At 67.3% G+C, this 23,159-nt stretch carries 22 protein-coding genes; 11 read left to right on the forward strand and 11 right to left on the reverse strand.

Annotation, left to right across the window (positions count from 1 at the left end; translation table 11 throughout):
- From FHY09_RS00085 to FHY09_RS00095, 3 genes are all read left to right on the forward strand, one after another.
- Positions 1-1,164 carry a COX15/CtaA family protein gene (locus FHY09_RS00085; RefSeq protein WP_166922959.1) on the forward strand — a complete coding sequence of 388 codons (1,164 nt, stop codon included), beginning with the start codon at positions 1-3 and terminating at the stop codon, positions 1,162-1,164.
- Between the two features lie 4 nt (positions 1,165-1,168).
- The gene (gene cyoE, locus FHY09_RS00090; RefSeq protein ID WP_166922961.1) at positions 1,169-2,059 is read left to right on the forward strand and encodes a heme o synthase; all 891 of its coding nucleotides are present in this window, start codon (positions 1,169-1,171) and stop codon (positions 2,057-2,059) included.
- 846 nt (positions 2,060-2,905) lie between these two features.
- On the forward strand, positions 2,906-3,667 hold the full coding sequence (locus tag FHY09_RS00095; protein ID WP_166922963.1) for a hypothetical protein: 762 nt from the start codon (positions 2,906-2,908) through the stop codon (positions 3,665-3,667).
- Positions 3,668-3,690: 23 nt separating this feature from the next.
- Here FHY09_RS00095 and FHY09_RS00100 read toward each other — a convergent pair whose 3' ends face one another.
- From FHY09_RS00100 to rpsU, 5 genes are all read right to left on the reverse strand, one after another.
- On the reverse strand, positions 3,691-4,668 hold the full coding sequence (locus FHY09_RS00100) for a bile acid:sodium symporter family protein (RefSeq protein WP_166922965.1): 978 nt from the start codon (positions 4,666-4,668) through the stop codon (positions 3,691-3,693).
- A gap of 55 nt (positions 4,669-4,723) precedes the next feature.
- A complete protein-coding gene (dnaG, locus tag FHY09_RS00105) occupies positions 4,724-6,460 on the reverse strand; it encodes a DNA primase (protein ID WP_166922968.1) in 1,737 nt (578 codons plus the stop codon).
- Between the two features lie 60 nt (positions 6,461-6,520).
- On the reverse strand, positions 6,521-7,468 hold the full coding sequence (locus FHY09_RS00110) for a YihY/virulence factor BrkB family protein (protein WP_166922970.1): 948 nt from the start codon (positions 7,466-7,468) through the stop codon (positions 6,521-6,523).
- A gap of 153 nt (positions 7,469-7,621) precedes the next feature.
- Entirely contained in the window at positions 7,622-8,068 is a 447-nt protein-coding gene (locus FHY09_RS00115; protein WP_166922972.1) for a GatB/YqeY domain-containing protein, read from the reverse strand.
- Positions 8,069-8,205: 137 nt separating this feature from the next.
- The gene (gene rpsU / locus FHY09_RS00120; protein ID WP_002808376.1) at positions 8,206-8,421 is read right to left on the reverse strand and encodes a 30S ribosomal protein S21; all 216 of its coding nucleotides are present in this window, start codon (positions 8,419-8,421) and stop codon (positions 8,206-8,208) included.
- A gap of 167 nt (positions 8,422-8,588) precedes the next feature.
- Between rpsU and tsaD the strand changes: the two genes are divergently transcribed.
- From tsaD to FHY09_RS00145, 5 genes are all read left to right on the forward strand, one after another.
- Entirely contained in the window at positions 8,589-9,614 is a 1,026-nt protein-coding gene (gene tsaD, locus FHY09_RS00125; RefSeq protein ID WP_166922974.1) for a tRNA (adenosine(37)-N6)-threonylcarbamoyltransferase complex transferase subunit TsaD, read from the forward strand.
- A gap of 106 nt (positions 9,615-9,720) precedes the next feature.
- Positions 9,721-10,077, forward strand: a complete 357-nt coding sequence (folB, locus tag FHY09_RS00130; RefSeq protein ID WP_166922976.1) for a dihydroneopterin aldolase — start codon at positions 9,721-9,723, stop codon at positions 10,075-10,077.
- A 115-nt stretch (positions 10,078-10,192) separates the two neighbouring features.
- A complete protein-coding gene (locus FHY09_RS00135) occupies positions 10,193-11,461 on the forward strand; it encodes a mechanosensitive ion channel domain-containing protein (protein WP_166922978.1) in 1,269 nt (422 codons plus the stop codon).
- A gap of 123 nt (positions 11,462-11,584) precedes the next feature.
- Entirely contained in the window at positions 11,585-13,759 is a 2,175-nt protein-coding gene (locus FHY09_RS00140; RefSeq protein ID WP_166922980.1) for a glycoside hydrolase family 3 N-terminal domain-containing protein, read from the forward strand.
- Positions 13,760-13,954: 195 nt separating this feature from the next.
- Complete coding sequence (locus FHY09_RS00145) at positions 13,955-14,629, forward strand: hypothetical protein (protein ID WP_166922982.1); 675 nt, start codon at positions 13,955-13,957, stop codon at positions 14,627-14,629.
- Positions 14,630-14,679: 50 nt separating this feature from the next.
- Here the strand turns inward: FHY09_RS00145 and FHY09_RS00150 are convergent, their stop codons facing one another.
- The 6 genes from FHY09_RS00150 to FHY09_RS00175 form a co-directional block, all read right to left on the reverse strand.
- The gene (locus FHY09_RS00150; protein WP_166922984.1) at positions 14,680-15,894 is read right to left on the reverse strand and encodes a PQQ-dependent sugar dehydrogenase; all 1,215 of its coding nucleotides are present in this window, start codon (positions 15,892-15,894) and stop codon (positions 14,680-14,682) included.
- A 152-nt stretch (positions 15,895-16,046) separates the two neighbouring features.
- On the reverse strand, positions 16,047-16,391 hold the full coding sequence (locus tag FHY09_RS00155) for a hypothetical protein (RefSeq protein ID WP_166922986.1): 345 nt from the start codon (positions 16,389-16,391) through the stop codon (positions 16,047-16,049).
- Positions 16,392-16,475: 84 nt separating this feature from the next.
- Positions 16,476-17,804: an amino acid permease gene (locus FHY09_RS00160; RefSeq protein WP_166922988.1), complete on the reverse strand. Its 1,329-nt coding sequence runs from the start codon at positions 17,802-17,804 to the stop codon at positions 16,476-16,478.
- Positions 17,801-18,571, reverse strand: coding sequence for a L,D-transpeptidase family protein (locus tag FHY09_RS00165; RefSeq protein WP_166924280.1), 771 nt, complete (start codon positions 18,569-18,571; stop codon positions 17,801-17,803). Before FHY09_RS00165 ends, FHY09_RS00160 begins: the two co-directional genes overlap by 4 nt.
- Before the next feature lie 101 nt (positions 18,572-18,672).
- Positions 18,673-19,767: a dipeptide epimerase gene (locus FHY09_RS00170; RefSeq protein WP_166922990.1), complete on the reverse strand. Its 1,095-nt coding sequence runs from the start codon at positions 19,765-19,767 to the stop codon at positions 18,673-18,675.
- On the reverse strand, positions 19,764-21,215 hold the full coding sequence (locus tag FHY09_RS00175) for an SH3 domain-containing protein (protein ID WP_166922992.1): 1,452 nt from the start codon (positions 21,213-21,215) through the stop codon (positions 19,764-19,766). The genes FHY09_RS00170 and FHY09_RS00175 overlap by 4 nt, the downstream gene beginning before the upstream one ends.
- Before the next feature lie 88 nt (positions 21,216-21,303).
- On the opposite strand from FHY09_RS00175, the gene FHY09_RS00180 reads away from it, so the two are divergent.
- The 3 genes from FHY09_RS00180 (at position 21,304) to FHY09_RS00190 (ending at position 23,111) form a co-directional block, all read left to right on the forward strand.
- On the forward strand, positions 21,304-21,681 hold the full coding sequence (locus FHY09_RS00180) for a hypothetical protein (RefSeq protein ID WP_166922994.1): 378 nt from the start codon (positions 21,304-21,306) through the stop codon (positions 21,679-21,681).
- Positions 21,682-21,899: 218 nt separating this feature from the next.
- Positions 21,900-22,271, forward strand: coding sequence for an EF-hand domain-containing protein (locus FHY09_RS00185; protein ID WP_166922996.1), 372 nt, complete (start codon positions 21,900-21,902; stop codon positions 22,269-22,271).
- A 93-nt stretch (positions 22,272-22,364) separates the two neighbouring features.
- Positions 22,365-23,111: an HAD family hydrolase gene (locus FHY09_RS00190; RefSeq protein ID WP_166922998.1), complete on the forward strand. Its 747-nt coding sequence runs from the start codon at positions 22,365-22,367 to the stop codon at positions 23,109-23,111.
- The last annotated feature ends 48 nt before the right edge of the window (positions 23,112-23,159 follow it).

Below are 23,159 nucleotides of genomic sequence, written 5' to 3' on the forward strand. Positions count from 1 at the left end.
ATGAGCCCCTCCGCGCGTCCGGCGCCGCACCGCAATTTCCACCGTCTGGCCTGGTTCGCGCTGATCATGACTGCCAGCACGATCATGTTCGGCGCGTTCGTGCGTCTCTCCGATGCGGGCCTGAGCTGCCCCGACTGGCCGACCTGCTACGGTCGCGCAACCTGGCCGCAGCATGTGGCCGAAACGGTGGGGCACCCCGCTGCGGACATCCGTCCGCTGGAAACGCACAAGGCGTGGCGCGAGCAGGTGCACCGCTTCCTCGCCGGCGCGCTGGGGATCGAGATCCTCACCCTTGCGCTGCTTGCGGCGCGGCGCCGCCGCCTGGGCCGCACGGCGGTGATCATGGCCTGCGCGCTGGTGGCGACCGGCATACCGCTGTACATGATGGGCTGGCACGGCACGGCGAGCGTGCTGGCGCTGCTCGGCGAGATCATCCTGCTGGTGGCCGCATGGCGCTGGAGCAACAGCGACCTGTCACGCGCAGCGGTGCTGACCCTGGCCGTGGTGATCTTCCAGGCGCTGCTCGGCATGTGGACGGTGACCTGGCTGCTCAAACCCATCGTAGTGATGGCGCACCTGCTGGGTGGCATGTTGATGTTCGCCATGCTGGTCTGGATGGCCTGGCGCGCCACCCACCTGCCGATCACGCTGGCCCAGGCGCCGCGGCTGAAGTGGCTGCTGCGCGCGGGCATCGCGGTGCTGGCCCTGCAGATCGCCCTGGGCGGCTGGGTCAGCGCCAATTACGCGGCACTCGCCTGCGGCGGTGGCAGCCTCTCGCTGGACAACTTCCCGCGCTGCGCGAACCAGTGGTGGCCGCAGCAGAACTACAGCGAGGGCTTCACGTTGTGGCGCGGCATCGGCGTGGATTACGAAGGCGGCATCCTCGACGGCGCCTCGCGCATCGCCATCCAGATGGGACACCGGCTGTTCGCGGTCGTGGTCGCCGTGTACCTGCTATGGCTGGGCCTGCGCCTGTTCCGCGTGCCGAGCATGCGGGGATGGGCCACCGTGCTGATGGTGGGCCTGGTCACGCAGGTCAGCCTGGGCATCGCCAACGTCAAGATGGCGCTGCCGCTGCCGGTGGCGGTCCTGCACAACGGGGGCGCGGTCGTGCTGCTGTTCGTGCTGGTCAGCCTGCTGGCCCGCCTGCGCGCGCCGGACTGACGCCATGGCCCGTTACCGCCAGTACTGGGACCTGACCAAGCCGAAGGTCGTGGCCCTCATCATCTTCACCGCGCTGGTCGGCATGGTGCTTGCCGTGCCCGGCGTGCCCAGCTGGGAGCAGGTGCGCCTGGGCGTGCTCGGCTTCATCGGCATCTGGCTGTCCGCTTCCGCAGCGGCGGCCATCAACCAGTTGCTGGATGCGAAGATCGACGCGCAGATGGCGCGCACCTCCTGGCGGCCGCTGGTGGTCGGCAAGGTGAGGCCGTGGCAGGTGCTGGCCTTCGCCGGGGTGCTCATCGCCCTTTCGATGACGCTGCTGGTGGTGTGGGTGAACGTCATCACCGCCGTGCTGACGTTTGCCTCACTGATCGGCTATGCGGTGATCTACACCGTCTACCTCAAGCGTGCGACCTCGCAGAACATCGTCATCGGCGGGCTCGCCGGGGCGATGCCGCCGATGCTCGGCTGGGCCGCCGTGACCGGCATGCAGACGGCCTCGGACTGGTGGTACTCCGGGCTGCTGGTGCTGATCATCTTCATCTGGACGCCGCCGCATTTCTGGGCGCTGGCGATCTTCCGCCGCGAGGACTACGCCAAGGCGAAGATCCCCATGCTGCCGGTCACCCACGGCGTGGTGCACACGCGCCGGCAGATCCTCGCCTATTCGGTGGTACTGGCGATCATCTGCGTGCTGCCGTACGTGGTCGGCATGAGCGGCCCGTTCTACCTGGGCGGGGCGATCGTGCTCAACGCGGTGTTCCTCTGGTACGCCTGGCGCATGCAGGACCCGCCGGATGAATTCTTCTCGATGAAGATGTTCAACTGGTCGGTGGTGTACCTGATGGCGTTGTTCGCGTTCCTGCTGGTGGACCACTGGATCCTGCCGTGGGTGTGAGCGCAGCGCCGGGCGGGCGTCGGGTTGTCTGCTGAAACCTGACCTGTGTGATGGAGCGGGCGACCGCTTGCATGAAGACGGTGCGTCGCGGCATACGGAAAGAAGCCATTTGACAGGCCCTTCGGCCATGCAATGGCCACTGCCCTTCGTCCGGTTCCCTGGGACCGGACAAGCGCGGACGAACGCGCACGGCGATGGGCGATAAGGACGCAGACGCTCAACAGGATGTGCATCGAAATCATCGACGGCTGCAGCGTCGTCGCCAGCCGTGCGTCCGAACAAACAGATGTCGCAGCAAGCACGATTGCGCACAGGCTCTTGTACATGGACCGGTCAGATATTTGCTCGCCTAATTCGCTCCGATGCGCGTGAATCACAGTCCTGAGAAGTGATCCAAGCCTGCGTTGAATCGGGATGTTGCCATGGTGTTGCACGCAGCCCGCGTGTAGTCAGGAAACTATCATGATGGCTGGAACTGGAGTGGTCAGATTTGCCACAGTCCTTTGGTTAGTTCTCTGCTCTCTGAATGCACATGCCGTTATCAAGCCACTCAGCAGAGCGAACTGTATTGGATGGATCAACGAGTCGGTGACGTACGATCGCCCATTTTTTGTTCGATTTCAGGGGTCAGCTGCGAGCTACCACACCCCATTGGGAAATACCAAGCCAAAACATGAAATCGGGGCGCAAAACAACGGTCTGTTCGCCGCCCGCTTTTACGCTGGTGATGCATCGGATCCAGAGAGGATGGCCGTGCGTGGCTTTCATACCTGGATCGATGGAGGGGGAGGGGTCTGGAGGAGTACTACCTCCGCGGTCGACTGCAATCTAACCGAGTGGTGACTCATGAAAATTCTAGGAATGATCTGCGTTCTAGGTACGCTCGCAGCCTCATCGCTTGCCTTGGGAGCTGTACGTGCGGCAGACGTGCGGGATGATGAAGCGGTCCGTCGCTGGTTGAGTGGAATGACACCACCTGACAACGTCCCAACCTCACTCGCCGCCCGTACGGAAAGATCCGGGCGGATCAGCAACCTCGAGACCGTTTCAATAGAAGAGATTGCAGCGCCGCCAGAAGTAAAGGCAGCCCTTCTGCGCAACATTCAGTTGAAAGCTTCAGGGCCGCAGATGATTCCAGCGGGCGATCTTCCGTCTGTGGCCAGCTATCTTGGCCGCACATCCCACTCCTTGCTGGCGGAAGATGTAATTCGGAATCGGCTGCTGGTTGCGCCTAGTACGATTTCGAAGACGCCCTTGCGGGATGCACGTTTGCTCAGCTCCAGCTGGGCAGGCACTTCCATTGGAGGAAAGTTCACAGGCCTCAGTAGAATCTTCGTGCTTCAAGGTGCAGGGCTTGTGGAATTCAACGAAGTTGATTATCAGTCTGGATCGGCAACGGTCACGCAGATAGCGGAGGCGTTGAATGATTCAGTCGCGGGCACGCCCGCCACATCCTTCATGCAGCGGTCAAAGGACGGAAGAGGCATGGCGTCACTTACCTGGCGGACACCTTCGAAGTCGTACGAGCTTCGCCTGTTCAGCGATGAGGGTGAATCAGTGGAAAAGCACTTGAGGCTTCTCAGGAAGATTGCGGAGGGCGTCGAGTAGTTTGTGGCGATCCTTGCCCAGCGCTACGAGTGCGGCAGCTTCCGCGCATAGCGCTGGGCGATGATCCCGCAGACGATCAGCTGAATCTGGTGATAGATCATCACCGGCAGCACGATGGCGCCCAGGCTGCCGCCAGCGAACAGCACCTTGGCGATCGGCACGCCGGTGGCCAGGCTCTTCTTCGAGCCGCAGAACACGATGGCGATCTCGTCTTCGCGGTTGAAGCGCAGCCGGCGTGCGATCAGGGTGATCAGCGGCATCGCGATGCCGAGCAGCACGGCGGCCACCACCGCCACGGTGAGCAGGGAGATGAGCGGGGTCTTCGACCACAGGCCTTCGTTGACCGCCTCGCCGAAGGCCGAGTACACCACCAGCAGGATCGTGGCCTGGTCGGTGTAGCGCAGCAGCGCGCGCTGGCGTTCCACCCAGCCGGCAATCCATGGCCGCAGCAGATGGCCAGCCACGAACGGCACCAGCAGCTGCAGCATGATGCCGCCGATGGCCTGCAGCGGATTATGGATGCCGCCGGAGGTGCCTGCCAGCGCGGTCAGCAGCAGGGGAGTCAGGAACACGCCGAGGATGCTCGACAGCGAGGCGCTGCAGACGGCTGCCGGCACGTTGCCGCGGGCCATCGAGGTGAACGCGATCGACGACTGCACGGTGGAGGGCAGGGCGCACAGGAACAGCACGCCCATGTACAGCTCCGGCGTCAGCAGCCAGCCCCTGAGCGGCAGGAACAGCAGCCCGAGCAGCGGAAACAGCACGAACGTGCAGGCGAGGATCACCAGGTGCAGGCGCCAGTGCAGCAGCCCGCCGAGGATCGCCTCGCGCGGCAGGCGCGCACCGTGCAGGAAGAACAGGGCAGCGATGGCCACCGCCGTGACGTCGTCCAGCACCATCGCTGCGGCGCCTCTCATGGGCAGCAAGGAGGCCAGCAGGACCGTCGCCAGCAGCGCGAGGGTGAAATTGTCCGGTCGCAGGCGCGACCACCGGTGGGTCATGGGGGGCAGTCTCCAGGGAGGGCGGCGGTCTCAGCCGCGCCGGGTCCGCCGTGCCTCACAGGCGGACGCTGGCGCGCGCCTTGAGCAGCTCGCGCAGTTCGTATTTGTCAGTATCGTCCAGACCCTGGCTGCGCTGCTTTGCCAGCAGGTCATCCAGACGTTGCAGCAGCAGCTGTTTTTCCAGCTGCTCGATGGCATCGTGCAGTTCCTGCGTCCACATCGCTTCATCGCCGGCCAGGGTCTGCGCGGCGAGCGTCTGCAGCGAGGCCAGCTCATCGCGGCCATCAAAGTGTTCGAGCAGGGCGCCGGTGCTGATGTCCGGCCGCTGTTCCACCAGCGCCAGCAGTTCCAGCAGCAGGTCCGCGCCGGGCAGGCGCAGGCCGTGGAAATGGTGCTGCCCGCCGAGCGAGAGCGCCAGCGAAGGCTGCTGCAGCAGGATCGCGATGGCTGCGCGCACCAGGCTGCGCCGGGCCACCGGGAGGATCGGCCGGGTGGCCGGGCGCGAGGGCGCCGGCGCGCGCGCGGCGTTGCCCTGGCCGAGTCCGGTGAGCTGGCCCAGCTGCTGTTTCATCAGATCACCGAAGGCACCGTCCGGAATCTGCGCGAGCATCGGCCTGGCGCGCTCGGCGAGGCGTGCCTTGCCGTCCAGCGTGCCCAGGTTGACCTCGCGGGTGAGCTCGTCGAAGAAGAACTGCGACAGGGGGGTGGCCTGCTTCAACCGCTCATCGAAGGCCTGCGCGCCTTCCTTGCGCACGATGGTGTCCGGGTCCTCGCCATCGGGCAGGAACAGGAAAAAGGCCTGGCGGCCATCCTTCATGCGCGGCAGTACCGATTCCAGCGCTTTCCAGCCCGCACGACGCCCGGCGGCATCGCCATCGAAGCAGAAGAACACGTCCGGTGCATTGCGGAACAGCAGCTCGGCATGGTCCGGCGTGGTCGCCGTGCCCAGCGTGGCCACGGCCTGGGTGACGCCGAACTGGAACAGCGAGACCACGTCCATGTAGCCCTCCACCACGATCAGCCGCTCGATCTTCTGGTTGGCCTGGCGCACCTGCCACAGGCCGTACAGTTCGCGGCCCTTGTGGAACAGCGCGGTCTCGGGGGAATTGAGGTACTTGGGACCGTCGTCCTTCTCGAACACGCGCCCGCCGAAGGCGATCACCCGGCCGCGCCGATCGAAGATCGGAAACATCACGCGGTCGCGGAACTTGTCGTACACGTGGCCGCGATCATTCTTGGAGAAAAGCCCGGCGCGGTCGAGCAGCTTCATCCGCCGCTCGTCCTTGCCAAGCGCATCGCGCAATCCGCTGTAGCCATCGGGCGCGTAACCGATCTGGAAGCGCGCGCGGTTGGCTTCGTCCACGCCACGACCCTCAAGGTAGGTGCGGGCCTTTTCGCTTTCTTCCAGGTGCTTCTGGAAAAAGCGCGTCGCCGCGTCCAGCGCGGCGTACAGTTCGCGGCTGTCGTCCTGCTGCTGGGCACTGCGCGGGTTCTCGGCGCGCGGTACGTCCATGCCCACGCGCTTGGCCAGCTCGTCCACCGCGTCGAGAAATTCGAGGCGGTCATAATTCATCAGGAAGCTGATCGCGGTGCCGTGCGCTCCGCAGCCGAAGCAGTGATAGAACTGCTTGGTCGGCGAGACGGTGAACGAGGCCGAGCGCTCGTCGTGGAACGGGCACCGCGCGGCGTATTCCTTGCCCTGGCGCTTGAGTGGCACGCGACTGCCAACCACTTCGACGATGTCGGAGCGGGCAAGCAGATCGTCGATGAAAGCGTCGGGAATGCGGGCCATGGCAACCAGCAGGGGCACGGCCGCAGGGGCTGTGCAGGGCGGAGACAACGTCCGCCTAGTTTACCCGTTGCGCGCCGCTGCGCCCGGTTCCGGCGGCGTCAGCCCGGCCTGCAGCAGGCGGCTGTGGGCGCGCAGCCGCTCATCGATCACCGAGGTCATCAGCGCACCGATGAAGAACACCACCATGGCGTAGTAGATCCAGACCAGCGAGATCACCAGGGCGCCCATGGAGCCGTACGCACTGCCGGGGGCCACCTGCGCGATGTACACGCCGATGCCATAGCGGCCCAGCGCGAACAGGCCCGAGGTGATGGCACCGCCGATGAACGCCTGGCGCCACGCGACGCGGCGGTCAGGCAGGTAGTGGTACATGAAGGCGAACGCCACGGTATACAGCAGTAATGTGCTCAGGTAGCCCAGCGCGGGCAGCAGCGAGGGCAGTTGGGCGAAGGCCACCTGCAGCATGGTGGTGGCAGTCATCGAGACCACCAGCAGGAAGCCCAGCGCCAGCACCACACCGAAGGAGAACACGCGCTTGCGCAGCCACGCCGCGATGCCTTCCAGGCGCTCGCCACTGGTGCGGAAGATGAGGTTCAGCGCGCCCTGCAGCTGCGCGAAGACCGCCGTGGCACCGATGAACAGCAACAGCGTGCTCCAGATGCCGGCCAGCGAACCGATGTCCGGCTGGTCGTCGGCGTTCTTCAGCACGGTCTCGGCCACGGTGGCCACGCTGCTTCCCGCCGCGGTACCGATCTGCTCCACCAGCGCCTGCTGTGCCGGCGGATACAGCGAGGCGGTAAGCCACAGCAGCAGCACCAGCAGCGGGGCCATCGACAGCAGGGCATAGAACGAGACGGCGGCGGCCTGGCTCAGCACGTCCACTTCCATGAAACGGTTGAGCACGGCCATCGGGAAACTGCGCTGCAGGCGGTCCACGTACTTGCGCAGACCGTGCGGCACGGGCTTGCCGGAGGCGTCGGTGGCGGGGGGCAGGGTCGGTTCGGACATGCGGCATTTCTACCAGCGGCGTGTCGAAGAAGGGGTGAAGCGGCAGGCGAAGAACACGCCACTGGCCATCGGCGCCTGTGCTGGCAAGGCCCGGCGTCGTGCCCGCCGGGGACACCCGGCGGCACACAGGCAGCGCGGTCGCTGCCGTTTACGTCAGCCCGCGAGCTGCTGCTTCACCAGCTTGGAAACCAGGCCCATGTCGGCCTTGCCGGCGACCTTGGGCTTCAGGGCGCCCATCAGCTTGCCGATGTCGGCCGGGCTGGCGGCGCCGGTCTCGGCCACGGCGGCCTGGATGGCGGCCACGATCTCGGCTTCACCCATCTTGGCCGGCAGATAGCGGTCGATCACGACCATTTCCTCACGCTCGACCTGCGCCAGGTCTTCGCGGTTGGCCGCTTCGTACTGGCTGATCGAGTCCTTGCGCTGCTTGACCATCTTGTCCAGCTCGGCGATGACGCCGGCATCGTCGAGTTCGACGCGCTCGTCCACTTCCTTGCGCTGGATGGCGGCCTTGATCAGGCGGATCACGCCAAGGGCGTGCTTGTCGCCACTCTTCATGGCGGCCTTCATGTCTTCGTTGAGCTGCAGCTTCATGCTCATGGGGCACCTCGTGTGTGGTGGTTCAGGGGAGGCACGTCGGAACGGCCCTCCGGGAACGCAAAAAGCCGGCGACGCTCGCGCGTGCCGGCTTCTTCCTCACCGCGACAGGCAGGACCTGTCGCCATGAGTGCGTCCGATCAGTACAGGCGCTGACGCTTGGTGACGTCGCGCGAAGAACGGCGCAGCTGACGCTTCACTGCAGCAGCAGCCTTGCGCTTGCGTTCCTGGGTCGGCTTTTCGTAGAACTCGCGCTTACGGGTTTCGGCCAGCACACCGGCCTTTTCGCAAGTGCGCTTGAAGCGGCGAAGAGCAAACTCGAAAGGTTCGTTCTCGCGGACTTTGACGCTGGGCATGGAATCTCCGGACACTGTGTAGAACCGGGTCTGTACCCGGCGAGCCGCACATTATAGCGGCGAATCGACAAACTGCAAGGCGCCCGGCCTGTATCTGGCCAGTCTTCTTGCATCTCAGGGGCCTGCATCGCCCCTGAGGAGCACGCAGGGGGCGCATAATACACCACATGCGAGTCCTCGGTATCGAATCTTCCTGCGATGAGACCGGCGTGGCGGTGTATGACACCGACCGCACCGGCATCGACGCCCTGCGCGCCCACGCCGTGTACAGCCAGATCGCGCTGCACGCCGAATACGGCGGCGTGGTCCCTGAACTGGCCAGCCGTGACCATGTCCGCAAGCTGGTGCCCCTGATCCGGCAGACGCTGGACGAAGCCGGCATGGCGATCAGCGACATCGATGGCGTGGCCTACACGGCGGGGCCGGGACTGGTCGGCGCGCTGCTGGTCGGGGCCGGGGTGGCCCGTTCGCTGGCCTGGGCGCTGGAGGTGCCGGCCATCGGCGTGCACCACATGGAGGGCCACCTGCTGGCCCCGTTGATGGAAGACGACCCGCCGGCCGCACCGTTCGTGGCGCTGCTGGTGTCCGGTGGCCATACCCAGCTGGTCGCCGTTGACGCAATCGGCCAATACCGGCTGCTGGGCGAGACCCTGGACGACGCCGCGGGCGAGGCCTTTGATAAGACCGCCAAGATGATGGGCCTGCCCTATCCCGGTGGGCCGCAGCTGGCGGCGCTGGCCGAGACCGGGCGCCCGGGCGCGTACCGTTTCTCGCGTCCGATGACCGACCGCCCGGGGCTGGATTTCAGCTTCTCCGGACTCAAGACCCAGGTCCTGCTGGCCTGGCGCGACAGCGACCAGACCGAGCAGACACGTGCCGACATCGCACGCGGCTTCGAGGACGCGGTGGTGGAGACGCTGGTCATCAAGTGTGGCCGCGCGCTGGAGGCGGCGGGCACCAACGTGATCGTGGTGGCCGGCGGCGTGGGGGCCAACAAGCGCCTGCGGCTGCGGCTGCAGGACATGGCGGCGCGCCTGGGCGGGCGCGCCTGTTTCCCGCGTCCTGCGCTGTGCACGGACAACGGCGCGATGATCGCCTTCGCCGGCGCGCTGCGCCTGCAGGCCGGTCACCAGTCGCCAGCGGCGGTGGATGTCACCCCGCGCTGGGACATGGCTACGCTGCCGGTGGTGTGACGCTATCGGCCCAGTCGCGCCGCAGGCGCGCCGCGCTGTTCATCCGGCGGCCTGCGCCGTCCCGCCCGGGCCGTTACCATGGCCGCCTCTTCTTCAGGGCGTTTGCATGGACAAGGTATTCATCGAGGGGCTGGAGATCGACGCCCTGATCGGTATCTACGACTGGGAACGGCGGATCCGCCAGACTCTGGTGTTCGATCTGGAGATGGGTTTCGACAACCGCCGCCCTGCGGCGAGCGATGACATCAGCCATACGCTCAACTACAAGGCCGTGAGCAAGCGGCTGGAAGAGTACGTGCGGGCATCGGATTTCGGGCTGGTGGAGACGCTGGCCGAGCGCTGCGCCGGGATCGTGCTGCAGGAGTTCGATGTGCGCTGGCTGCGGCTGAAGCTGAGCAAACCCGGTGCGGTGCGCGGCGCGCGTGCGGTGGGTGTGATCATCGAGCGCGAACGCGCGGCCTGACGGCCTGGCTTACCTGTGTGACCTCTGAATTCCGATCCTGACCGTCGTCGCACGCGGCAGGACCCCAGGTTCCCGCCGCAGATCCGCCAGGCGGGTACGCAAGGAGATAGTTTTGATGTTGGATGCTGTTGTTGTCGTGAGCTGGCTGGACCGTCTGCAGGACAGCCTGGTGCCCTATCCCGGGGCCTATCTTGCCCTGATCCTGACGGCGCTGGTGCTGGCCGCCGCGCTGGCGAACTGGGTGACCAAGCGCGTCCTGCTGCGCGGCCTGCGGCGCCTGCTGGCGCGCCTGCCCGGTGCCGACAGTGGTCGTGGAAGCAACATGATGCGGGTCGTGGCGCGGCTTTCGAACATCGTGCCCAGCCAGGTCATCGCCTCCGGCATCGGCCACGTGCCGGACCTGCCGCCCGGGCTGGTCGCCTTCGTGCAGGGCGCCTGCCAGGCGTGGGCGGTACTGACGCTGGCCCTGGCCTTCTCGCATGCCCTGGACGCCGCCAACGACATCTACGACCGGCGTGCCCACAACGCCCGCAACAAGCCGATCAAGGGCTACCTGCAGGTCGTGAAGATCATCATCTTCGTCGTCGCCGGCCTGTCGATCGTGGCTACCCTGGCCGGTGTCGAGCTGCGCTTCCTGGTGACCGGACTGGGCGCGGCCACCGCCGTGCTGATGCTGATCTTCCAGGACACCATCCTCTCGCTGGTGGCCAGCGTGCAGATCAGCGGCGACGGGCGCATCCGCCTGGGCGACTGGATCGAGATGCCCAGCCAGAATGCGGATGGCGATGTCATCGACATCGCCCTGCACACCGTCACCGTGCAGAACTTCGACAAGACCATCACCACCATCCCGACCAAGAAGCTGGTCACCGAATCGTTCAAGAACTGGCGCGGCATGCAGGAGGCCGGCGGGCGCCGCATCAAGCGCGCGTTGTTCCTGGACCAGCACAGCGTCGGGTTCCTGGATGCGGACAGCCGCGCACGGATCGGGCAGTTCGCGTTGCTGGGTGACTACCTGGCCGCCAAGGATGCCGAACTGGCCAGCTGGAACGCCGAGTTGCGCGCGCGCGGCCAGGGCGAAGTGAACAGCCGCCGCATCACCAACCTGGGCACCTTCCGTGCCTACGTGGAGTGTTACCTGCGCAACCATGCCGGCATCCATCCGGACATGACCCTGCTGGTCAGGCAGCTGCAGCCCACCACCGAGGGCCTGCCACTGGAGCTGTACTGCTTCACCCGCAGCACGGCCTGGGCCGAGTATGAGGCGGTGCAGTCGGACATCTTCGACCACCTGCTGGCGGTGCTGCCGGCCTTCGGGCTGCGCGTGTTCCAGTCCTCCAGCGACGCGATGTTCATGGGGCCGCACGCGCCGCCGACCGCCTGACGCGGCTCGGCGAGGGGCGGACAGCGCGGCCGCGGCTGGTAAAATGAACGCAGAAGTTCCTCACTTTTGTGCCCGGCAACGCTAGAATGCCGGGACTGTAAACGTTTTCATCAAGGACATCCGGTGGCTTCCGAACGTATCGAATCCCTCATCGCGCAGATGACCGTTGAAGAGAAGGTCGGTCAGCTGGGCGTGTTCGCCGACATGGTTCGCCCCTTCGCCCCGGATGTGAACCCGGAAGCCAACGTCAGCAATGCCGACCAGGTGCTGCAGCAGGTGCGCGAGGGCAAGGTCGGCTCGCTGTTCAACGGGGTCGGTGCCGAGCTGGGCCGGCGCATCCAGAAGGTAGCCATCGAAGAGAGCCGCCTGGGTATTCCGGTGATCCTTGCCGCTGATGTCATCCATGGCATGCGCACCGTGTTCCCGATCCCGCTCGGCGAGGCGGCCAGTTTCGAGCCCGACCTGGCCCGCCGCACCGCGCGCGCCACCGCCATCGAAGCCACGGCCGCCGGCCTGCACTGGACCTACGCGCCGGCGGTGGACATCGCACGCGACCAGCGCTGGGGCCGTGGCGCCGAAGGCGCCGGTGAAGACGTGGTGCTGGGCTGTGCGTTCGCCGCCGCCCGCGTGCGCGGTTTCCAGGGCGATGACCTGCGCGCCGACGATGCGCTGCTGGCCACGCCCAAGCATTTCGCAGCCTATGGCGCGGTGATGGCGGGCATGGAATACAACATGGTCGACATCTCGCCGCAGACCCTGCGCGATGTACACCTGCCGCCGTTCAAGGCCGCCTTCGATGCCGGCGCGGTGACCGTGATGTCGTCCTTCAACGACATCAACGGCGTACCGGCCAGTGCCAACGCCGAACTGCTGACCGACATCCTGCGCGGGGAATGGAACTTCCCGGGCGTGGTGATTTCCGATTACACCGCCGACATGGAACTGGTGGCGCACGGGTATGCGGCCGATGATCGCGACGCGACCGCCAAGGCCTTCACCGCCGGCCTGGACCTGAGCATGCAGAGCGGTTTCTACGCCGAGCACCTGCCGGGCCTGGTGGAGAGTGGCGAGGTGCCGATGAGCGTGCTCGACGAAGGCGTGCGCCGCATGCTGTGGCTGAAGGAGACCATCGGCCTGCTGGATGATCCATACCGTTCGCTGGACCCGGCGCGCGAAGCCGACCTGTCGCACCTGCAGGCGCATGACGAACTCTCACGCGATGCCGCGCGCCGTTCCATCGTGCTGTTGAAGAACGAGCAGTCGGTGCTGCCCCTGCGCAGGCAGGATCAGAAGATCGCGCTGATCGGTCCGTTCGTGCAGGACCGCGAGAACATCGAAGGCTGCTGGACGCTGTTCGGCGACAAGTCGCGCTATGTGGATCTGGAGACGGGCGTGCGCGCCGCGATCGGCGACCCGGCGCTGCTGGACGTGGTGCCGGGCTGCGACCTGGAAGCGGCGGTGTCCGGTGGCATCGAGGCCGCCGTGGCGGCTGCGCTGCGCGCCGATGTGGTGGTGCTGGCATTGGGCGAACCGCAGCGTTACAGCGGTGAGGCGCAGTCGCGCGTGGAGATCACCCTGCCGCCGGCGCAGCAGGCGCTGGCCGAAGCGGTGGCGATGACCGGCAAACCGCTGGTGGTGCTGCTGCGCAATGGCCGCGCGCTGGCACTGCAGGGCGCGGTGCGCAATGCCCAGGCGATCGCGGTGACGTGGTACCTCGGCACGCAGACCGGCCACGCCGTGGCGGACGTCCTGTTCGGTGACTACAGCCCGTCGGGGCGCCTGCCGGTGAGTTTCCCGCAGGTGTCCGGCCAGCAGCCGTATTTCTACAACCACCCGCGTACCGGCCGCCCGGAACTGCCGACGATGTCCGAGTTCAAGGCACGCTGGCGCGAGATTCCGAACGAGCCGTTGTATGCCTTCGGCCATGGCATCGGCTACGCCAGCTTTGCCTACGGCGTTCCGCACCTCAGCACCGCCACGCTGGGCTGGGACGACACCCTCACCGTGACCACGACGCTGACCAACACCGGCAGCGTGGCGGCCGAAGAAGTGGTGCAGCTGTACGTGCACGACCGCGTGGCGAGCCGCGTCCGTCCGGTGCGCGAGCTCAAGGATTTCCGCAAGGTGCTGCTGCGGCCGGGCGAATCGATGGAGGTTGCGTTCACGCTGGACCGCTCGCAGCTGGCGTTCACCGGCCGCGATGGCGTGCTGCGTGCCGAGCCGGGCCTGTTCGACGTGTGGGTGTGCGCTTCCTCGATCACTGGCGAAGCCGCGCAGTTCGAGTTGCTGGCCGGCTGAGGCCCGCCACAGGGCCGTGCCGGTACACCCCGGCACGGAGCGGGTCGCCAAGCCATGGCGTGTCGTATCTGCCACGGGTTCGGCTACGGCTTCAGCGCCTCCGGGCCCCATGCACCGGCCTTCGCGCCTGCCTGCATCGCCGACTCACATCGGCTGCGCTAGCCTGCGCCTCCTTGTTCCCTGCAGGAGCCGCGCATGCGCTTGACCTCTCCGCTGTCGATTCCCCTGATGCTTGCCTCCACCGTGTGGCTGGCGGGGTGCTCGCCCAGTCCGGCGCCCGCGCCGCCGGATCACGCGGCGACCGCCGGGCCATCAGACAATGCAGGCGAGGGCGCCGACCCCGCCGCACCGCCGCCGATGCAGGGCCCGGCGGCCCCGACGCCACCGGATGACACCGAAGCCCCCACGCCGCACACCCGCGACGCACCTTTCCAACCCGCCGCACCTGCCGCCCCGGCGACACCGCCGGAGGCCGATGCGCCGCCGTCCGAGCCGGCGCAGGGGGATGCCCGCGTGCGCATCGAGCGCGTGCTGGGTGATGCCGCCGCGTACGAAAAGGTATTCACGGACCTGCAGCAGGGCGTGGCCCGCGGTGACCAGGCGGCCGTGGCAGCGCTGATGCGCTATCCGCTGCGCGTGGATGTGGCGGGCAAGGCGCGCCAGGTCCGCGATGCCGCCACCTTCGAGCGCGAGTACGACAGCATCGTCACCCGCGGCGTGGCGCGCACCATCGCCGCGCAGAGTTTCGATACCGTGTTCGTCAACCAGCAGGGCGTGATGATCGGCAACGGTCAGGTCTGGATCAACGGCACCTGCGTCGACGCGGCCTGCGCGCGCAGCGATGTGCGCGTGGTCTCCATCCAGGAATGAGCCTCCGCCGTGCCGGGCCGTCATGACCCGGCACGCTGCGGGCGGTTGCCTCAGCCCTTCGGCGTCAGCTTGAGCAGGCGGGCGTTCTTGCCGTCTTCCAGCACCCACACGGCGCCGTCCGGGCCCTGCTCGACTTCGCGGATGCGCGCGCCCATGTCGAAGCGCTCCGCCTCGCTGGCGGTCTCGCCGTCCAGCTTCACCCGCACCAGTGCCTGCGATGAAAGCCCGCCGATGAACCCGCTGCCCTTCCACTGCGGGAACAGGTCGCCGCTGTAGATCATGAAGCCTGCCGGCGAGATCACCGGGTTCCAGGTGACCTTCGGCGCGGCGAATTCGGGGCGGGTGGCATGGTCGGGAATCTCGCGACCGTCGTAATGGTTGCCATTGGACACCACCGGATACCCATAGTTGGCACCGCGCTCGATCAGGTTCAGCTCATCGCCGCCGGCCGGGCCCATCTCGTGCAGCCACAGTTTCCCGTCCGGTGCGAAGGCCAGCCCCAGCGCATTGCGATGCCCCAGCGACCACACCTGTGCCGCGACCCCGCCCTGCGAGGCAAAGGGATTGTCGGCCGCAGGCGTGCCGTCATCGTTCAGGCGCAGCAGCTTGCCGAGATTGCTGGCCATGTCCTGCGCCGGATCGAACTTCTGCCGCTCGCTGGAGGTCAACCACAGCTTGCCATCTGGACCGAAGGCGACCCGGTGCCCGAAATGCCCGCGGCCACTGACCTTGGGTACCTGGCGCCAGATCACCTGCAGGTCCTGCAGTGAACCGCCTCCCTGCGCGTCCAGCACCAGCTTCGCGCGGGCCAGTGCAGCCCCGCGCGTGTCATTGGGGCCTTCCTCGGCGAAGGTCAGGTAAACCAGGCCGTTGCGGACGAAGTCCGGATGCAGCACGACATCGCCCAGTCCGCCCTGCCCACCATAGGCCACCTTGGGGCCACCCGTGACCTCATGCTTTGCACCGCTGGTGATGTCCAGATGCTGCAAGCGGCCACCCTTTTCAGTGACCAGCAGGCTGCCATCGGGCAGGAACGCCATGGCCCACGGCTCATTGAACGAGGCAACGTCCGCGGCATCGAACGCGGCGATCTTCGAGACCGGCCCGGTGGCCGGCTTGGCAGCTGACGCTGGGGTGCCGGCGGCAGGCGCGGAGGCTGTCGGGGCGGCGGCAGAGGCAGCATTCGGCGGGGCTGCGTTACACGCAGTGATGGCAAGTGCGCAGGCGAGGCTGACGGCGAACGGCAACGGACGTTTCCGGGTCATGGGTATCTCCAGGAGGGGATGCGGATGGCCAACCCCTCCTGTATACCACCCGTGGCGTGCACCCGATGTCCGCAGCCGCGCGGTACGCGGACAAAGCGAAGCCGGGCCTGAGCCCGGCTTCACCCCCGAAACAACAGTTCTACTGCGGCCGATCAGGTGCCGCTGTGCGTCCGTGTGTCCAGACGCGGATCGGCGAGCAGGGCTTCGTCCCACCCACGGCGGACCGCCAGGCGCGCACGTTCCCATTCCAGACGGCTGGTGCCGCGCTCGGCGAGCCAGCGGTCTTCGAGCTCGCGCTCGACTTCGTCATACGCACGCGCGATCTGCTGCGCACGCGATTCATGACCCAGGCGGTACGCCGGCTCGTAATCGTCGAACGCGGAGTTCGAATCAAAATAGGGCTCGCTGGGATACCGCTCGCGCCAATAATCGGTGAACGTCTGGCGCTGCACGCCGTCTTCAGGCACTCGGCCGGGGATCTGGTAATCGGGGCTCATCGTTCGGGCTCCGCTTGCTGGGGATGAGGGTCCAGAATGCAGATCGCCCCGTTAATGACCCGGGCCGGCGATGTGAGCACAGGGTCAATCGTTCATGGAGTCCGCGCGCGGGAAACGGTAGATCACCGCGCCCACCACGAACGCTGCCAACGCGGCGAGGATGTTGGCCAGGCTCGCGCTCAGGAACAGGCCCACGCAGACCAGCAGCGCCAGCACCGGAATCACGGGCCCGCCAGGCAGCTGCAGCGCACCGGGACGGTCGCCGAAGCGCCGCGCCAGCACCAGCACCGCCGCCGCCGTGCCGATATAGGCGAACAGCCGCGTGGTCATCGACAACAGCGCCAGCTGCACGAACGAGCCGGTCAATGCCAGCGCCAGCGCGATCACGCCCTGGCACAGGATCGCCGCGGCGGGCGTGCGGAAGCGCGGATGGACCTGGGCGAGCACCTTTGAGCCGTAGCCATCGCGTGCCAGCGCGAACAGGAAGCGTGGGCCCATCATCATGGTGTTGCTGTTGGTCCCCAGGATGGAGATCGTCGCACCCACGGTGAGGATCAGCGCCAGGGCCTGTCCACCGAAGCCGGCGGCGGCATCGGCCAGCGGCGCGGTGGAGGTGGAGAGGCCTGGCAGCGTGCCCTGCGCCACGACCTGCACCGCCGCGTAGATCAGCGTCACCGTGATGATCATGGTGATCAGTGCGAAAGGAATATCGCGGCGTGGATTGCGGTACTCACCGGCCGCGGCCGGAATGTTCTCGAAGCCGGCGTAGGCGTACAGCAGCAGCAGCGCGGCCTCGCCCATGCGCTGCAGGTCACGCGGGTCCGGGCGCTCGCCCGCGAAGGCCAGCTGCGGATCCACGAAGAACGCACCAATGGCCACGAACAGCACCAGCGGCACCAGCTTGCCCACCACCAGTGCCACGCCGGTGCGCGCGGCCGAGCGCACGCCGATGAGGTTGACCCAGGTCAGGAACCCCAGCGACAGCACGATCACCGCGATCCGTCCCGGGCCGGTGTCTGCGCCGGGCCAGAACCGCGCCACGGCATCGGCCAGCGCGTTGCTGAGCGCTGCCGCCGAACTGATGCGGGTCAACCAGATCATCCAGCCGATCTCGAACCCCGCGAAGCGACCAAAGGCTTCGCGCGCGTAGAGGTAACTGCCGCCGGGTTCATCGAAATAGCTGGCGGCCTGCGCGTAGCACAGCACCAGCAGTGCCACCACCACGCCGGCGGCCACCACGCCCCACAGGCTGAAGGGTCCCAGCAGCATCACCGTGGCGGCCGGCAACAGGTAGATCCCGCTGCCGACCACATCGTTGATGGACAGCCCGACGATCTGCCAGCGGCTGACCGCGCGCTGCAGGCTGGGCCCAGGTGCGCTGCCGCCCGGCGCCGCGCCGGGGCCGGTGCTCACAGCGCGGACCCGTGTACGTCGGGCAGCGGCGGCAGCTGCCACTGCGCCTGCAGCCGCAGGTAATCGGCACGTGGCAACAGCACGAAGCGCGGCTGCTGGTCGGCCTTCAACCACTGCAGCAGCGCCGCCATGCGCGGCCCGGGCATGGCGGTGCAGCCGGCGGTGGCCTCGCCGGGCTCGCGCCACAGGTGCGCGAAGATGCAGCTGCCCTTGCCCGGTTCATTGCGCGGGTTGTGCGCCACCACGAAGCCCTGCCGGTAGCGCACGTCCTGCGGATCCTGCAGGTCCAGCCGCATCGGCTCGGTGGAGCCTGCCACCGCTTCGGCACCGACCCGGCCGGCGTCCACGATCCGGTTGTAATAGGGCGAATCGGGCACGTCCATGCAGTAGCTCGTTTCCTGCATCGGCTGGTACGGCAGTCCGGTGCGCGCGTTGGCGGCCGCACCGAACGCCGTGCCCAGGGCGAACACCCCGGCCGGGCTGCGGCCATCGCCTTCGACCTTACGCGGACCGTCCTGTTCGATCCGCGCCGGGTGCAGCCCGATGCCCCAGGCGCTGCCGCTGCGGCCCAGCGCCACGGCGAACGGTTCGGCCGTGGCCTGCCAGCCGCTGGCGCCGCGCTCGAAGGACTGCAGCTGCCCGGCGGTGCTGTCCCAGCCATCGGTGGTGACCACCACCAGCTGGCGCGCCCCCTCGAGCGGGTTGGCAGCGGCGGTGCCGGCGAGGGCCAGCAGCGCCAGCGCGGCGGCGCGCAGCAGTGCGTTCATGAGGGTGCGGTGGGTGGACATGCTCGGCTCATCCCTGCGGTACTGAGCGTTATAGCACCTGCGCCGCCGCTGCTGGCGCCGGCGGCGCGCCCCCACCGCGCTTACGCAAGGGGCTGGATGCCGCGTACTTCGGTGATGCCCAGTCCCGGTGCATCGCCGATGCGGATCACCGCCTCAGCGAACTGCACGTTGCCACTGACCGGATCGAACCGGCACAGCGCAGGGCCGTCCAGGTCCACCTTGCTGACCACGCCAGCCCTGGCAACGGCCAGATGCGCGGCGGCGGCCACGCTGATGCTGGATTCGATCATGCAGCCGACCATGCACGGCACCTCATGCGCGGCGGCGATGTCGGCGATGCGCAGTGCGTTGGAGATCCCGCCGGTCTTCATCAGCTTGATGTTGATGATGTCCGCCGCCCGGCACTGGAGCAGGTCGATCACCTGCCGTGGCGAGAACGCGCTTTCGTCGGCCATCACCGGCGTGTGCACCCGCTCGGTGACATATTTCAGGCCGGCGAGATCGTGCGCCTTGACCGGCTGTTCCAGCAGCTCCAGTCCCACGCCCGCGTGCTCCAGCGCATGCATGGCCTGCACCGCCTGCTTCGCGCTCCAGCCCTGGTTGGCGTCCAGCCGCAGCGTCGCGCGGCCGTGCACCGCCGCATGGATCGCCTTCACCCGTTGGACATCCTGTCCGATGTCCTTGCCGACCTTGATCTTCAATGCCGTGTAGCCGCGCTCGATGGCGGCCAGCGCGTCGGCCACCATGATCTCCGGGTCATCCACGCTGATGGTGATGTCGGTGGTGATCAGTGGCTCGCCGCCGCCCAGCAGCTGGTACAGCGGCGCTCCGTGCAGCTGCGCCCACAGGTCATACAGCGCGATCTCCACCGCCGCCTTGGCGCTGGTGTTGTGTTCCATCGCGGTGTGCACCAGCGCGCACAGCCGGTTGAGGTCTGCGACCTCCTGGCCGATCAGCCGCGGCGCGATGCACGTGCGCACCGCCGCCACGATGCCGCCATGGGTATCGCCGGTGATCACCGCCGTGGCCGGCGCTCCGCCGTGGCCGATGTGCCCGGTGTCGGTGTGGATGCGCAGCACCACGTCCTCGGCCGCATCCACGGTGCGCAACGCAGTCTTGAACGGCGTTTTCAGCGGCACGCGCAGCATGCCCAGGTCGAAACGGGTGATCTTCATTCGGGTGGTCCGGAAGGTGCGCGGGTGCCGATGCGCTGGATGCTGGTGATGCGGTCGATGTAGCGCTGCGTATCGCTGGCCATCATCGGCTCCAGCGGGGTGACCGAGACACCGTTGAGATGCGCCTGCACGGACGTGCCCTCCGCATCGCGCCAGCGGCCGCCCGCCGTGTCATGGATCACCCAGGTGCGTCCTTCCACGTGCCCGATCACCAGCATCACATGCCCGGGGATGTACACCAGGTCGCCCGGTTGCAGCGCCGCCACGGCACGGTCCCGCGCGGCGACGGCGTCGCGTGCGGTGAACAGCCGGCGCGCCGGCAGCGGGCTGGCGGCCTGGGCGCCGGTATTGCGCGGCAGCAGCACGCCGAAGCTGCGGTAGATCTCGGAGATGAAACCACTGCAGTCACGCGCGTTGTAATCGTGCCCCCACCCGTAGCGCTCGCCGAGGAACTTGAAAGCCTGCTGCAGCAGCAGGCGCGGTGTCAGCGGCAGGTAGTCCGGCGCGCTGTCCTGCGCGCGCGGCAGCAGGGCCGGCACCAGCCGCAGCGAGCCATCGGGCTCGCGCACCGGCAGCTGCACCACCCACGCCGCGTGCGCCTGCTGGCCATTGACCGGTTCGCCGGGCGGCCAGCCGGACAGCACCGGAACGCGCACGCCCATGTCCAGCTGCAGGCGCGAAACGCGCGGCTCCTCGGGCGTATGGGCGGTCATCGCCGTGGCCCCGGTAATCACCCGGTACGGGCCCTGCGTGGCATAGCCCAGCACTTGTGCGCGCTCACCCAGTGCCACGTCGTCGGTCTTGATCCACGCGCTGTAGCGTTCGCTATGCACGAAGTACCAGCGGCCGTCGGCACTGCGGTGGATCACCGCGACCTTGTCACCGGGGAACAGCGCCGATTCCTGGAAGCGGTCGATATCGGTGCTGTCCGTGCTGCTGAAGACACGCACCGTGGTGGGAAAGGTCCGCAGCGCGGCGCGCCGCACGACCAGGCCATAGCGCGGTGTCGTGCTGGCCGGCACGTTGGCCTGGTCCACGTTGCGCTCGATGGCTGCGCGCACCGCGACCGGTATTGGCTGGCCGTCTTCGCCGTACAGCGTGCGCGACGGCCAGGCTGACAACGCACCGATGGCGGCCCGGACCTCGCGGGCCGGCAGCCGTGCCGGCAGCGCGGCGATGTCCCGCAGATGGGGATCGTCGGCCAGCAGGCGCGCATTCTGCGCGGCGATCTGCGCCGGCAGCAGCAGGGGGCCATCAGCCTGTGGCACCCGCGCCGCCCAGTAGGCCGGCGTGAGGTAGGCCTCGTGCAAACCGATGACATACGGCAGCGGCGCACCGGGGTCCGGCGCCGGCGCCGGCTGGGCGGTGAGTGGGGACGCGGCGCCCAGCAGCAGGCACAGCGCCAGCAGGGCGCGCGGCCCGGTTACCCCTCCAACGACCTGCCGCATGCGATTGCTCCTGACCTGGGCCACGACCCCCAAGGATAGTCGGTGCAGGGCAGCGCGGGATAACCGGCACACCCTCTACACTGTGGCCATGAACCTTCCCCTGCATTTCGGACTGCTCGGCTCGCTCGAGGCTGCCGGCATCGCGCTGCTGATCGGTCTGCTGGTCCACCTGATCGTCCATTACCTCACCCGTCCGCTGCGCTGGGCCGTTGGCCATACGCTGGCGTGGTCGTTCGGCGTGTCGGTGCTGATCGGCGCCGGCATCGATTCCTGGAAGCTCTTCTACATGGGCATCGTGCGCATGGAGTCGCCGTTCTATGCGCGCCTGTTCCTGGCGACCATCCACGATCCGAACGAACTCGGGACGCGGGTGGTGCTTGAGATCACCGGTGCGCTCGCCGGTGTCGCGCTGGGGTGGCTGGTGTTCAGTGCGCGGTCAGCGGTGGAAAACGAAGGAAACCGCTAGCAGGGTGTTGGCGCCGGGTTAAAACCGGCAGCGTTGAATGCGCACCTTACGCTGGGCTCACCGATCGCTAACCAGCGGGCTAGTGGAGGGACGAGCGGAAAGGGTTAAAAGGGTGTTGGCACGTCGATCGCGTCCCAACAGGCGTTCATTTCCGCGCTGGCAGTGTGGCAAGCGTACGGACGACACACCCCGTGCCACATTCCACAGGAGACATCTTCATGACCCATCGCATCCGCAAGCCCCTCCTCGCCCTGATCGTTGCTGCCGGCAGCGTGCTCGCCCTCCCGGCCATGGCGCAATCAACCGCTGGCCAGGCACAGACCCAGCAGGATGCCGCGGCCGCGGCCGCGTCCTCGGCGGCCGGGGCCGGGCAGGCGGCCGGGCAGGCAGGCGGTGGCGGCCAGACCTGGGCCAGCCTTGATACCGATGGCAACGGCACGATCAACAAGGCCGAGTCGCAGGCCAATGCAGGCTTGGCGCAGGTCTTTGACCAGGCCGATGCCAACAAGGACGGTGAGTTGACGCCGGATGAATACAAGGCGTTCGTCGAAGCGCAGCGTGGCGCAGCGGGCGCCGCAGAAGGCAATTGAGCCGCCGGGCCGACCGTCCAGGGTCGGCCCTCGTGCGCGGTAACCGCCAGCCCGCCGCCGGGCCCCCGGTGCGCGGGCTGGTATTCTTGGGCGATGATTACTTCAGCTTCAACGCCCGCCCGCGCGCTGGGTCTCATCGGCTTCGATGGAGACGATACCCTCTGGAAGAGCGAGGAGTTCTACCGCAAGGCGGAAGAAGACTACCTCGCCCTGCTGGCCCACTACATCGATGTGCATGACACGCAGACCGCGCGTCACCTGCTCGAGGTCCAGCGACGCAACCTCAAGGTGTTCGGTTACGGCGTCAAGGCGATGACTCTGTCGATGATCGAAGCGGCCATCGAGATCACCGGGCAGCGCATCGGCGCCGCGCATATCCAGCGCATGCTCGACATCGGCCACGAGACCCTGCGCCATCCGGTCGAACTCATCGACGGCGTCCGCGAATCGGTGACCCGCATCGCCGGGCAGTACCCGGTCGTCCTGATCACCAAGGGCGATCTGTTCCATCAGGAAGCCAAGATCAAGCTTGCCCAGCTGCACGATCTTTTCCCTCGTATCGAGATCGTGTCCGAGAAGGATCCGGACACCTATGCCCGCGTGCTGGCCGAGTTCGATCTGCCGATCACGCGGTTTGCAATGGTGGGCAATTCCTTGCGTTCGGACATCGAGCCGGTGGTCACGCTGGGCGGCTGGGGCGTACATACGCCGTATGCGGTGACCTGGGCCCATGAAACCGAACACGGCGTGGCCGACGACGAGCCGCGCATGGTCACTGCCGACACGGCCTGGGACTGGCCAGGGGCGATCGCGCGCATCGAGGCGATGGCCACGGCATGACCTGCCTGACCGTCGCCTGACAAGCGGGCGCCCATGCGGCAGAATCAG

This window comes from Xanthomonas sp. 60 (assembly GCF_011761925.1).